Source organism: Pseudoalteromonas luteoviolacea (assembly GCF_001696455.1).
Taxonomy (GTDB): Bacteria; Pseudomonadota; Gammaproteobacteria; order Enterobacterales; family Alteromonadaceae; genus Pseudoalteromonas; species Pseudoalteromonas luteoviolacea_C.
In genome coordinates this window covers 69,256-83,080 of record NZ_MAUJ01000012.1, presented here as the reverse complement: position 1 = coordinate 83,080, position 13,825 = coordinate 69,256, and the positions used below count along the sequence as shown (strand labels likewise).

Annotated in this window: 8 protein-coding genes; 6 read left to right on the top strand and 2 right to left on the bottom strand. The window is 46.1% G+C overall.

What is annotated here, in order from left to right; translation table 11 throughout:
* Positions 1 to 609: 609 nt before the first annotated feature.
* Positions 610 to 1,461, top strand: coding sequence for a glycosyl hydrolase family 18 protein (locus A7985_RS22775; RefSeq protein WP_065792721.1), 852 nt, complete (start codon positions 610 to 612; stop codon positions 1,459 to 1,461).
* 260 nt (positions 1,462 to 1,721) lie between these two features.
* On the opposite strand, the gene A7985_RS22770 is transcribed toward A7985_RS22775, so the two are convergent.
* Together A7985_RS22770 and A7985_RS22765 are read right to left on the bottom strand one after the other, a co-directional pair.
* Positions 1,722 to 2,054: a type II toxin-antitoxin system RelE/ParE family toxin gene (locus tag A7985_RS22770; RefSeq protein ID WP_065792720.1), complete on the bottom strand. Its 333-nt coding sequence runs from the start codon at positions 2,052 to 2,054 to the stop codon at positions 1,722 to 1,724.
* Positions 2,055 to 2,066: 12 nt separating this feature from the next.
* Positions 2,067 to 2,303, bottom strand: a complete 237-nt coding sequence (locus A7985_RS22765; protein ID WP_065792719.1) for a type II toxin-antitoxin system Phd/YefM family antitoxin — start codon at positions 2,301 to 2,303, stop codon at positions 2,067 to 2,069.
* A 1,706-nt stretch (positions 2,304 to 4,009) separates the two neighbouring features.
* Between A7985_RS22765 and A7985_RS22755 the strand changes: the two genes are divergently transcribed.
* The 5 genes from A7985_RS22755 to A7985_RS22740 all read left to right on the top strand — a co-directional run bounded on the left by A7985_RS22755 (position 4,010) and on the right by A7985_RS22740 (position 13,823).
* Complete coding sequence (locus A7985_RS22755) at positions 4,010 to 5,161, top strand: efflux RND transporter periplasmic adaptor subunit (protein ID WP_176716791.1); 1,152 nt, start codon at positions 4,010 to 4,012, stop codon at positions 5,159 to 5,161.
* A 377-nt stretch (positions 5,162 to 5,538) separates the two neighbouring features.
* A complete protein-coding gene (locus tag A7985_RS22750; protein WP_065792716.1) occupies positions 5,539 to 6,300 on the top strand; it encodes an ABC transporter ATP-binding protein in 762 nt (253 codons plus the stop codon).
* Positions 6,297 to 8,723 (top strand): ABC transporter permease, encoded by a 2,427-nt coding sequence (locus tag A7985_RS22745; protein ID WP_065792715.1) that lies wholly within the window; start codon positions 6,297 to 6,299, stop codon positions 8,721 to 8,723. The genes A7985_RS22750 and A7985_RS22745 overlap by 4 nt, the downstream gene beginning before the upstream one ends.
* Positions 8,724 to 8,897: 174 nt before the next feature.
* On the top strand, positions 8,898 to 9,065 hold the full coding sequence (locus A7985_RS26620; protein ID WP_176716790.1) for a hypothetical protein: 168 nt from the start codon (positions 8,898 to 8,900) through the stop codon (positions 9,063 to 9,065).
* A gap of 48 nt (positions 9,066 to 9,113) precedes the next feature.
* Complete coding sequence (locus A7985_RS22740; protein ID WP_065792714.1) at positions 9,114 to 13,823, top strand: beta-ketoacyl synthase N-terminal-like domain-containing protein; 4,710 nt, start codon at positions 9,114 to 9,116, stop codon at positions 13,821 to 13,823.
* Positions 13,824 to 13,825 lie beyond the last annotated feature (2 nt).

The following is a 13,825-nucleotide window of genomic DNA, read 5'->3' as shown; positions in this document are numbered from 1 at the left end:
TGTAAGGTTGTTCAATATCCATGGTGTTCAGAGAGTAACAGCGCTTTATTGCCAGATAACTCGGCCTTGTAGGTCATCTCATTTTGATTCACTGGACCTAGCCAGCACCATCATAGAGCGTGCATTCGCTCTTTGCTCTGAGGGGCAACACGCATTACGACATGTACGGTATATCGCCTGTCTTTGCTTATCTTTTAAAGTTTTAACTCGCCCCGCTGTTATGCCGATCTTTCAGGAGTCAATCAGCCCCAACTTAATCACAGACGGTTGCATCACCGAATGAATCATGAGGCCGCTCCTCATGATAACCCGCACATGACTCATCTGGCGATCTTTGATGTTTTCAATAAAAAACGGCGCTATTTAGTTTCCCCGCTTTATTCGATAGTACGCTATAGCTTCGCGATACATGGCTGCTCGCTGTAATGGGCGTGTAATTGAAGCTTTTCGTCAATGTTCTACCCTTCGTGTGTAAAGAGGTGCAAGCGCACCAGGAAGGCGATGTGTATTTAACTCCCTGTCTGTCTTGCATGGTGACTTTTTATAGAGTGTTAAATTTCATCACTTTGTTAAGAACAAATTGATGAGTACTCATCAAGGAGAACGCTAATGACTAAGAAATGGCCTGATAAAGCACTGGTTGGATATGTCACTGCATATGGCTCTACGCAACCCGCCAATGTAACAACTGACATGATCAAAGAAAGTTTAAAACACCACTATTCTGTATTTGTTTATGCATTTGGTTATATTCATTTCAACAACTCGGTAGTAAAACCAAGTGGGGTGTCAGAACTTGATTTGCGAGCTCAAATTAGTGATATTCACACTGCCGATGGCATCGTTCTGTTATCTTTCGGGGGGCAAAATAATACTTTTTGTCCAAATCCAAATGATCCTATTGAGGCTGCACAAAATACAATAAAACTTTGTAATGAGTATGGGTTTGATGGCATTGACCTTGATCTTGAATCAGTGTCAGTGGATGGACAGTATATTCTTGAGTATATGAGTGAAATTAGAAAACACTCAAGCTTGTTTATTACAGCTGCACCTCAAATTGGTGGGGGTTATGGCAGCCCCGCGACATTTCGACCTGCCCTGTTTAGTGATGCTTTTGTTCGGGATGCGAATTTCACTGCATTATTAGTTCAAGAATACAATCAGTACGGCGGGGCCGTATTTGGCGGGCTAAAAGACACTGATGAAGGCTTCATCACAGCAAGCTTCGACAGCCTAGTTGATGCTGATTTTGTGCCAAAAGACACAAAAATTGTCGTTGGAGAGCCTGCAAATAAAAGGGCTGGCTCTGGGTTATCCGACCCCAAAGAAATCACCGAGGATATTAAAAGTGGTGATGTTTTAGCAAACAGTCAATATGGTGGTGTAATGGTGTGGGCCCTAAACTACGATGCTGAGCAAGGTTGGTCTTTTGCGAACGGAGTGACAGAAGTTATTTAACGGTATAAATTCAGACCCGAACTTACAATTCCCCATTTTGCGTGGGGATTATACTAGAACAGTGCGCGCTTAAATTTTTTAGCCCAAACAGTTTTACCATCCATGTGCGTTGCCATCGCTGTGCTGTCGCTGCGGCTATTCCCCTGATGAGTTAGCTCATTGGGGAGGGTTCTGGCTTGGATGAAAATCGGGGCTAGCCAGGTGCGCGTTGGAGAATAACTGCGGTGGCGAAAAGCCAGCAGAACGCTGGCTTAATTGAATTAAACGTGGCCAAACTGCTTAATCAAATCCTGATAATCCATCCTAACATGACAAAATATCAGTAAGTAAATATTGAACTGCTTGCCCGTGTTTCGTATTTCATATATGAATCGGTAGTTACCCTTCACTATCTCTCTGAATTCAGGGGCGTCAAAGTACTGACAAGCTTTACCACTTTCGGGCAATGTTTCCAGCTGACTTTGCCAAGCAATGATGAGCGATTTTATACTGTCCCTTGCTTCGCTTTGTGTCTCTCGACGTGAACGCCAGTGAATGGCATCTTTAATTTGTAATTGCGCGTGTTGCGTAATTTCAATACGTACAGTCGTCATTATAAATTTATCTTAAATTGAACTCAAAAAGTCATCGATAGGTGTGGTTTTACCTTCTTCGATGTCCTTTCTCGAATTTAATAGCAGCGTCATGAATGCCATTTTTTCTTGCTGATGTTGGTACGCTTCATGTGTTTGAACCACAAGTGACTCTTTGCCATTTTGTGTCACAAACAAAGGGGCAAGTCCCAGCTCATCTGGCAAATTGGCCGCATTGGCTTTCATTTGGCTAATTGTTGCGATTTTCATAGTTCTTTCATCCACTCTGAGTTAAGCGCGATTTTCTTCGCTGGCCATGTCACAAATCAGTCTAAATATAGACTACATGACTAAATATAGACTGATGTGGAATGTGAAGTCAACAATCAGACCAAATTTAGACCGCTTCATGGCGGATAATACGAGCATCTGTTTTTATTCATGAGGGCAAGAAAATAGAGAAGGGCGTCTGGCAATCCAAACCTAATAAGATAGATTGCATCGGTTTACTCGTTGCTTAAGTGATGCAGAGTCGCAAATTGTTTGGGATGGGAAACGAAAGGCAAGGCGATGTACTTGCTGGCTGTGTTTACCGTTTTGTTGCGTGCCATGGGGGTTACGCTGTGTCCTACCTTGAGGAAGGCCCCATCGTTGCGATCGGAGTGACCAACTCCGTATTATCCAATTACTTGAAAGCCGCTAAACCGGCATGGGGCCATCTTGGGAGGGAAGGGGCGTGAGCGCATCTCAAAGCAGCGTGGCAAAAGTAAAATAAGCAGCCCCAAAGTGCGCAAGACACATCCCTGCTTGATAGCGCCCGTCTTGAGTCCACATTACGCTAACCTGATGTCCTAAGATTTTGTCGCAACAGCAGCAGGCAGGCGCTTTTGCTGAATGAGAAGAGCTGGGCTATAAAGCCAGGACTAACCTCCCTATAGAGGATTTATGGCTATTTAGGTGCTTTACCGAGTTGAACAAATAAGACTGAAAAGGATCAACCATTTGCCCCTTGTTATTGAATGAATTCAGAGCGGGCTACTTTCCTACCGCACGCCTTTGTCGCCCAATTTTTGATGTGATTGGGGCGAGGTGTCCGTCGAGCGTTTGTTCGCGCTGTAAAGCAACAGGTCGTTTGGCTTTCTGTGTTAATCACAGTGAGGTAATTGTACGGTATTTTGCAATAAAAATACTGCGATGACGCGCGCTTGGCAAGCCATAGAGATCAGGGCATCGCAACCGCCACATGAATATTGCCCAATGTGCCAATAAGTTGCTGAAGGGTATGTAACGTCACTGTTTTTGAGCGCGACTCATCTGGTGCTAGGTTTTGGGTCGTCACATAAAATGCCTTTAAAAATAGCGCTTTAAGCGCAGTTTATGGTTTTTCCTTGGTGTTGGCTAAATCGAAAAAGGGCCAAAATGGGTACCGGCCCCGTATGATCTGACAGGCTGTTAGCTTTGCCTGCCTATAGTAATATTTTAGAGGGGAAACTGTATTAGAGCACGCTAACTCTGGTTGTTTATAGGTACATAACCAGTGTTATTTTACAGGATGTTAGCTAGATATAATTCTTGTATTATTAATGCAGTGTTATATGGAACTCAATGTAGTGTTATTTTTGCAATATATAAGTTCTATTTAAAATTTGAAAAGGCTGCTTGTGTTTTAATCTTAATTGAATTTTTATTTGATTTTGTACTGTTAAGAGTTTAATTGGCTTTCTCAATATTAATAGGGTGGTTTGTTTTGTGGCTACTCTGTAAATTTTAATAAATTGATTTTCTGTCAGTGTTATTAAAAGGGTGGCATTGAATGAAGTTTATTTTAATGCTTAATATTCACATTGTGTGTGCTATTAAAATGGTAGTGTTGATTAATGGATATAGCAATTAAAACTCCCAAAAATACCAAGTATAAGAAAATTACTATTATTTCACTAGTAGTGGTTTTGTTATTATTCACCATAAATTATCTAATGGCGTTCAGTAATGGCGATTTTGCCATTGCGCGAGAATCTTTAACCGTAGGAGAAGTTAAAAAAGGCCGTTATGTCGTTCTAGTCAGAGGGGCGGGAGAATTAGTGCCCGACAATATTAAATGGCTGTCTGCAGAAGTGGATGCGGTAGTAGAAGAGGTGGTGCTAAAAGCAGGGAGTAAAGTTCAAAAAGGGGATGTAATTGTCAAGTTGAGTAACCACCAATTGCAACAGTCGATGGAAGAGCAAAAGTGGGAGCTTGAAGCACTGCGCGCTGAATACCATGCAGATAACGTTGATTATGAAACGAGACTTTTGCAACAGGAAGTAAGGGTGTCTACGACCAAGTTGGATCACGAGCACAGTGTTGCTGAATTTGCTGCCAATGAAGATTTAATCTCTTATAAAGCGGTCTCGCAGTTGGACTTTGAGCGCGCACGTTCTGACGTTGCGAGAACGAAGCAATTGTGGGAATCGAGCCAAAAAGAACTGGCGAACATGAGGAGAAACTTTACAGCGCAGAAAAAGGCCAGAGCTGCGAGGTTGAAAAAAGACCAAAAGAACTTAGAGCGCTTGGAGCAACAGGTGGCAAACTTGGTTGTCAGAGCGACCATGAACGGCATCATTCAAGAAGTGCCACTAGAGGCTGGTCAACGTATTTCAATGGGGACCAATATTGCCAAACTTGCGCAGCATGATTCACTGATTGCCGAGCTACAGGTACCGGAACTCCAAATCAGGAATATTTCGATTGGACAGGAAGTCTCGATTGATACGCGCAATAGCGTGATCCGCGGCAAGGTGCAACGGATCGATCCCGCCGTGGTCAATGGTAACGTACAGGTAGATGTTGTATTTACCGAAGCGCTGCCAGATGATGCCAGACCTGAGTTAAGTGTGGATGGTGAAATAAAGGTCGCTGAGATAGACGACACTTTGTATGTTGAAAGACCACTGTTCATTCAAAGTAATACAAGATCTTCCATCTATAAATTAAGTCAAGATAAAAGTCATGCTTCTCGCCTAGATATTAAAACTGGGTACGGCTCCATCAGCAGTATTCAAATATTAGAAGGGCTTAAAGAAGGTGATTCAATAATAATATCTGATCCAACACGTTTTGAATCTTTCGATAGCTTTAGAGTTAATTAGATATTATTAACGCATAAAGCATCATATATAAGTCAATTTAAAATATAAACTTGCCGAATAGGCCTGGCGAAAGCTTGGCTTTATTTGGCAGGCTCATCTCTTGCTGTCTAAAAACTGATTTTTTGTGTTTGTTATTATATTTTACAGGTTAGTTTTTTGGGGTTTTTATGTATATTTTAAATTGTTGGTTTTGACTGGTTTTAATTTTTAAATAACAAGTTGAATAAAGTTTTATCTCACTTATTCAAAAAATAAATGGCTATATATAACTGCGTGCAAGGTTTTTAATTGTGTGCAATAAGCGAAATAGCGCTGAAAGAGCGTATTTAAGAATAATCACCTTTAAGTAAGGTGAAAATTTATTTTGAGGGAATACTATGAGTAAGGTGTTAATCGGGCTTAAAAATTTAAGTAAGGTGTTTCAGGGAGACGAAGTTGAGACACATGCTTTATCAGATATAAGCTTTACGATAAATGAAAATGAGTATGTATCTATATCGGGCCCTTCTGGCTGCGGTAAATCGACACTCCTGTCTTTGATCGGATTGTTAGATACACCGAGTGGGGGTGAGTACAAGCTGGCGGGTTATGATGTCTCCGATATAGACAAGGCTGAGCGAGCTAGGATCCGCAATAAAGAAGTTGGCTTTATCTTCCAATCTTTCAATTTGATCAGTGATTTAAGTGTTGAAGACAATGTTGAATTACCACTGACTTACCGCGATGGTATCAGCAAAGAAGAAGCGCGCAAATTGGTTGATGAAGCGCTGAAAAAAGTCAACATGGACCACAGGAAAAAGTACTTTCCTTCACAATTATCAGGTGGTCAGCAACAGCGTGTTGCGATTGCCAGAGCCATTGCTGGTAAGCCATCTCTGTTACTCGCCGATGAACCGACCGGTAACTTAGACTCGACCAATGCCGAAGCCGTGATGGCGCTGTTGGATGAATTACATGCAGATGGTTCAACAATCTGTATCGTGACGCACGACCCGCGTTCGGCATCTAGAGCACAGAGAAGTATCGAGATCAGCGATGGTAAGGTCTTGTCAGATGGCCGTGCCAAAAAGCCCACCTCCAGCCGCGAAGAGACGCAGCATGCGCATGGACAAGCGGAGAAAAGTGAGGCGTACTCATGATCCGAGCTAATGATATCAGGTATACCTACAGGAGTATGGTAAAACGGTATCGTTTGACCCTGCTCACAATCTTGGTCATGGCCACAGGCCTTGGCTTGAGTGTCTATTTATTTGCCATGTTGCACATCCAGGTGTTCAAAGACTTACCATTTAAAGATGGTGATAGCCTTGTGCAGGTCTATGCCCTGAAAGATGGTGCGCGCAACAGCGGTACGTCGCTACTGCATGACATTGACGAAATCAAAAAGAATGTAAAAAGCTTACAAGAGTTTAGTATTTTCCGTAATGTGAACTTGAATGTCACTGGGGCGGATGGTGCAAGACGCTTTAATGCAGTCAAAAGTGAGCCAAACATCTTCCAGTTAACACGCACCGAGCCGCTCCATGGGAGAACCTTCTCTGCGGCTGAAAATCAGGTCGGCTCAGAAAATGTGGTGGTGATCGGGCATAGCTTTTGGAAAAACTACTATTCGGGCGATGTGAATGCAATTGGCCAACTGCTTAGGATTAATGGTGAGCAGCACAAAGTAATCGGGATCATGCCAGAGAACTATTACTTCCCAGTCAATGCCGAGCTTTGGGTGCCGATCCGTGAAAATGCCGAAAAAATCTTACGCGCCGATGCGCAAAATGTATTTGGACTTGCGCATATCAAGGCGGGTTTCAACATTGACGACGTCAATAAAGAAATTGGCCTAGTGATGAAGCGATTAGAGGATCGTTATCCAAAAACCAATTCAGGCGTCGGGGCGTATGTTGAGTTCATACCGCGATCAGCCGCGGGAGATGGGATTGCCATTGGTTACTCGCTACAAGTTATCGCTTTTTTGATTTTGATATTGGCGGCGGTGAACGTAGGTAACTTATTACTTGCCAGAACGATTGAGCGCGGCAAAGAAACCGCGATCAGAATTGCGCTAGGTGCACCTAGATCACGACTTATCAGCCAAATTCTATTAGAAACCATCATTATTTGTGTACTTGGTGCCATTTTGGGGGTTATTGCCCTGAAGTTTGGCCTCGATCTGACTGAAAAAATCACGTACAGCTACAGCATTGACCGTCCGCCATTTTGGTGGGACTTCCGTCTAGACCAATATGCTTTGACGTTGGCTGCGGCGTTCTTCTTCCTCACCGTGGTGGTGGTGAGTATTTTCCCAGTGTGGAAAAGCTTTAAAATGGATTTCAATGCGGCACTCAGAGACGGTACCCGAGGCGCGCAAGGGCGCAACGACGGGCGCTTGAATCGCATCTTAGTAATGAGTGAGATTTTTGTCACACTCACTGTACTCATTGCGGCCAGTGTGATGGCTTTTGTCAACCAAAGAGCTCTCGACGCGGACTATGGTGTCGATACCTCGAATGCCATTACCGCAGAGATCTTGTTGTCTGAAGCGAGTTATCAAGACGCACCGAGACAAGCTGAGTTTGTTGAAACGTTACACAGTCGCCTGACCCATCATAATGGCATTCATAGCGCGGTGATTGCCAGTGCGCTGCCAGGTCAATACGCGCAACGTTTAGACATTGCCATTGATGGCTTTGAATATAGTAGTGAAGACAGTTACGCTGAGGTGAACTACATCGCAACAACGGTAGATACGTTCCAAGATCTGGGCGTCGCACTGGTTGCTGGCCGCTATTTCAATCATTCAGATAAAGGTCTATCAAAAGCCACTGTCGTGGTGTCAGCCAGCTTTGCCGAGCGATTTTTCTCTGAGGGATCTGCGGTGGGCAAAAGACTGCGTTTTGTTTCGGAAAATAACAACGACTTCCAGTGGTTAACGATTGTCGGTGTTGTTGGCCATACCATTCAGGGCTCTTCGCTGAGCGCCCATGGCAAGTTACCGAATGTATTCCGCCCTATCTCTCAAGCGCCACAAAGCAGCTTGGTTGTGGCACTGAAAACGAGTCTATCAATCGAGGACAGCACAAAGGCACTTCGAGAGGCGGTGTCATCCATCTCTCCGGATCTACCGGTATTCAAAGTAGAAACCTATGACGAAAAAATAGAGCGTCACACCAGACCTCTGGAATTTATCACCAACGTGTTCTTAGTGTTTGGTCTGGCTGCTGCGGTACTGGCAGGCAGCGGTATCTACGGTGTTTTATCAAATGCCATCTTACAAAAGACCCAAGAAGTGGGGGTGAAGCGGGCGTTCGGTGCAACAGACAAAGACATCTACATTGAGTTCTTTAAGCACGGTTTAAAGCAATTCTTAATTGGTGGTATTCCCGGTGCCATTGTCGGCAGTTTGATGGCCTTTGGCATGATGCAGGTATTCCCAGTCTATCTTATCGACGTGATTGTGATTGCATTTATTGTCATCGCCTTGGTATTGGGGGTGGTGCTGTGCGCGACTTACATCCCAACGAAACGTGCCTTAAGTATGGAGCCTGTTGATGCGATCCGATATGAGTAATGCCCATATCTGTGCGTCGTCGTGACAATAAAGGCAAATTAACTCGTTTGCCAGTTATTGGATGAAATCGACTCTCTGTGGGACTGAGCCACCACTCAAGGGGCTCGGTCCCCAGCGAGCGTCGATATGTTGAACGGTTTGCCAATTGAACCTTCTGTTAGACAAGGAACGAAAATGAATAGAGACAATGCAGGGCAATCACACGCGATAGAGGACAGTGTCATCGCCCGATTTAACGAATCTAGTGGCGGTGTGTTTGCCGCAGCAAAAATGCATCGTACGCGCACGATTAACAAGCTTACGGATCTCGATACGCGCATACACCAGTATTGGTTGAAGTGAATTTAGAAACAAATGCGGTAGAAGAAAAGGGAAAATAAAGGATTGACTATGCAGGCTTTAAATGCGTTTTGGTACCGAGGGTTCATGGCTGTACCCATGTTGGAACTTTGTGCGAAGCAAGAATGGTTTCAAGAACTTAATAATAAAAAATCAGTAGAAATCTCTGATGTGACGGATCAATATCCGGTATCGAATGCAGCGCAGTGGCAACAGCTGCTGGGACTGCTCGATGTGCTGGGCTTACTAAATCGTGAAAATGCGACTCGGATTGCGGCGACCGCGCCCATATCAACAATGAACTTGTCTGAACTTTACCGTCAGAGGGACAGTGAAACTCCGCTAGATAAAATAGAATTGCTTAAATTGAGTCAAGGGATTGCGGACCTTGACGAGTTGGAAGGTGAGCTAAAATCCGTTGTTACCGGTGCGGTACTGGTACTGGCACTGACGATGATACGTGAAGCCACGGCAGAGACGTTTTTCTCAGTCTTACAAAGTTGCAGCGCGGCCGCGCGAACACGTATCCTGAATTTACTGGCTGAACATGCGCTGATTGGAGATGATGAGGCGGCTTTATCGGCACTCGGACAGGATTACTTGCAGCACCCCGCCATTGAACAGGCCACGCAACTCAAAGCGCTATTGGCGCAATTGCCGAGCTGGGTTGCGGGGGAAGAGCGTGCATTTTTAGACAGTGCAAAACGCCAAACTTTAGGCTCCCAGACCGACTTTTCAGATAAATTCAACGCATTTTTAGCACATTTTTACCACGCTGATCTTAGCGCTCAAGGTGACTCGGTCATTGTCTTTGAGTCGCAGACCGATCCCGCGCTCGCAAGTACGTTGCTGACTGAGCTGTCGGCGTTGCAAGCGCAAGCGAAGCCGACAAATACGATCAACCTTACCTGCGCCGTTGAAGCACATATCAATCAAAGTGATGACACCGCAGAGGCAATGCATAAAAAGCTACAGCAGGTAATGACGCAGAACAATTACCCGGTGCTACCCGCATGCGAAGATAAACCAAAAACAATAATTATCGATGCGTGTAGCAACGGGGTTGTCCCCACGCGAGATGACTGCGACAGCGAAGACCTTAAGCTGCATGCGACAGAAAACAACACGCGTTATTTTGACCTAGCGGGCACACCGTTTGAGTATAAAAACTTATTATCTACGTGGAAAAACCGCTTTGACACCTGGGCTAACGTCCTAACTGCGGATGACTCATTACTGATGGTGTCACGCCATAACCTTGATTGGGAAGCCGTTACAACCACGCCGTGTGGCACTAAGCACCTTTGGCATGAAGCCATGGCTTATCTTACTTCATCACTGCAAATTAGCGCCGAATCGCAATTGGTTTTGGCGGGCAATGCTGGATTGTTTTCCAATGCGCCCGTCACCATGCTGCCCGAAGGGGGAGTGCTGTGTACAGGGACGGTTTACTGCTTGAAAAAGCGTGATTACATCATAAGGCACCCAGTTGCAACGGATATTGACCGTCTAGTTGAGCTTGAGGAGCTGTGCTGGAAGCACTCTCAGATCTCCAGAGCACAGTTGCTGAGACGCGTGGTCGACAATCCTAGAGGGCAATTCGTACTGGAAAAAGCAGGCAAAGTGCTCGGTGTCGTCTATAGCCAGCGGATCAAAGAGGTTCAGCAAATTTATCGCTGTCAGGCGCACAATGTGCATGAATTACACGACCCAAGCGGCGAGGTGGTTCAGCTACTGGCCATCAATGTTGACCCACAGTGGCAAAGTTATGGTTATGGCGACCAATTACTGGAGTTTATCCTACAAGTTGGCAGTGTCATGAACGGAGTGAAGCGCCTCGTGGGTGTGACACTCTGCAAAAAGTATGCGGGTGATATCCCTTTTGAACAGTACATAACTCAGCGCGACCATGAACAGGATCCGGTGCTTGCGTTCCATCGTGACCACGGTGCTGAGGTGGTTGGGGCGGTAGACAATTATCGACCCGAGGACGCAGAAAACGATCACAAAGGGGTCTTAGTAAGTTACAACATTCATACGCGCCAGCGGCTTCAATCCGCCGTGGTGCACAGTCAAGACAGTGCATCTGGCACCATCCCAAGCATGTCATATCAAGCGGGGTGTGAACTACTCAGCGGTTTCGTGCAGGAATTGCTACTAGACCCCGATGAATTTATGTTTGCAAGACCGGTCATGGAAATGGGGCTGGACTCGGCAGAGTTATTACAGTTACAACGCCAACTGGAAGCGAGCTTTGAAACTCAATTCCAACCCGGATTCTTCTTTCAGTACAGCACGTGCGAAAAAGTGATGGGTTATCTTACAGAGCAAGGGTATGTGCTTGATCAAGCAGGGGCGTCACCCTCATCACCCAGCGAACAACCAGTACAGCAAGAGGTCGCGACAGAGGATGACATTGCCATCGTAGGCATGGCGTGCAAATTACCCGGCGGTATCGAGTCTCCTCAGCAACTTTGGCATGCTTTGTTAGCGCGACAATCCCAGATTGGACGATTTCCATTGCGCCGCGGTGAGTGGCCTGACAGTGTTCCGGAGCTGTCTTTGGGTGGCTTTGTTGAGGGTGCGGAGGAGTTTGACGCCGAATTCTTTCGTATTATGCCCACAGAAGCTAAGCGCATGGACCCGCAACAGCGTATGTTGCTGCAATTAGCATGGAAATGCTTGGAAGATGCGGGGATCCAGCCGAGTAAGTTAGCTGGTACGGATACCGGTGTGTTTGTTGGCGCAAGCAATGGCGACTACAGCAACTTGTCTAGAACATTAGGTACTGATGTGGCTGCACATACCGCATCGGGCGGTGCCTTGGCGGTGACCGCTAACCGTCTGTCTTACTTTTTAGATATTTCAGGCCCCAGCATGTTGATCGATACCGCATGCTCCGCTTCGTTGGTTGCGGTACATCAGGCTTGTCAGGCAATTAAGCAATCGGAATGCAGTATGGCGCTGGTCGGGGGCGCGAACTTGATCTGCTTCCCTGAATTGTCCGAGTCTTATCACAAGGCGGGCATGCTCTCAAAAGAGGGCAAGTGTAAAGTCTTCGATCAATCTGCGGATGGTTATGTACGCTCGGAAGGAGCGGCGGTAGTGCTACTTATGCCACTGGCATTGGCACAGCAACATAACTATGACATCAAAGCCGTGATCAAAGGCAGTGCCGTCAACCACGGTGGTTTGTCCGGCGGACTAACGGTACCGAGCCCCACCAAACAGGGGGAGCTCATTGCCACTGCGTGGCAAAGGGCGGGGGTTCAGGCCGATGATGTGGGCTATATTGAGGCCCATGGTACGGGCACTTCACTGGGGGATCCGATTGAAATACAGGGGATCCAAGCCGCACTTGAAAAACGCAGTGTGACGGGTGAAAAAAACCAGGTCACCTTGATTGGCTCGGTGAAAAGTAACCTTGGACATTTGGAGTCAGCAGCCGGCATTACCGGTTTGATCAAAGCAGCGTTATGTATCAAGCATGGTTATATCCCCGCATCGATTAATTTTAATACCCTAAATGAAAAAATAGACTTGCAAAAAGGCAAGCTCGAAGTGGTACAAGAAGCACAGGCATGGCCCACCCGTGGCGATGCGCAAAAGGTGGCTGCGGTGAGCAGCTTTGGCTCCGGTGGTGCCAATGCGCATGTTGTTGTGGGAGAGTGGCAAGGTCCTATGGCGCAACCGGTCAACGATGCCAATGGGCTGTTTTTACTGTCAGCCATGCAGCCGTCGCAGTTGCAGGACTATGCCAAACAGCTGGTCCAATGGATAGAAGAAGAGTCGGTGCATCACCCCTATGCGAATTTCATCTACACCATGCAGTGTGGCAAAACGCACATGCGTGAGCGACTGGCGATTGTGGCCGACGACTTTACGGATTTAAAGCACAAACTACAACGCTGGTTAACAGGCGCAGATCAGGCACGCGGTCCTTGGTACCGAGGATGCGTGACGCAAACGGGCGGTCGCGACGAATTGTCATCTGCGCAACGCTCAGATCCTGCCTTATTGGCACAGGACTGGAGTCAGGGGGTGGTTAACAATGTTGACGGATTATACCGTGAGCCATTAAAAACGCTTTCATTACCAACATACCCATTTAAGCGCACGCCTTATTGGATTGAGCGTCAATCAAGCCATCCATTATTGGGCGTGAAGCGCATTGAGGGCGATGTCAGTCACTCTACAAAACAGTGGGACTGTTTGCCGCAAGAATATATTTTCAAACAGGCAGCGTTTTCCTGTCTGTCTTTAAATCTCATCTTTGACATGTTACTCGCTGCGGCACAATCGCATCTGTCTGCAACCAGCAACGTGCAGATCAAAGATTTACAGTTTTCTCCGCTCTGTGTGAACCCTCTGCAGTCGTTGACCATGCATACCGAATGTACGTACCACGACAACCAGATAGCGGTGAGCATTTGGCAAGATAATCAAAGCAATACCCAGCCCATAGCCCAGGCGGTCTTAGTAGAAACCGCAATGGCACAAGCTCATCACGAGCGCGACGGGCATCGTACCTTACTAGACCTACACAAGGTCAACGTGCAAGGCGGGGGAGATAATGGCTCGACGGTGTTCGACATGCTGTTACCGACGCTGCTTTGCGATACATCGGCGCAAGTGAATATTAAAAGGATGTTTATGTTTGAGGGATATGGAGAACAGCCCCTCAGTTACTGGCACTTCTTTGACGATCAGATTGCGTTACTTTCAGATACAAAAGAAATTGTGTGTTCAATAACTCGCTGATA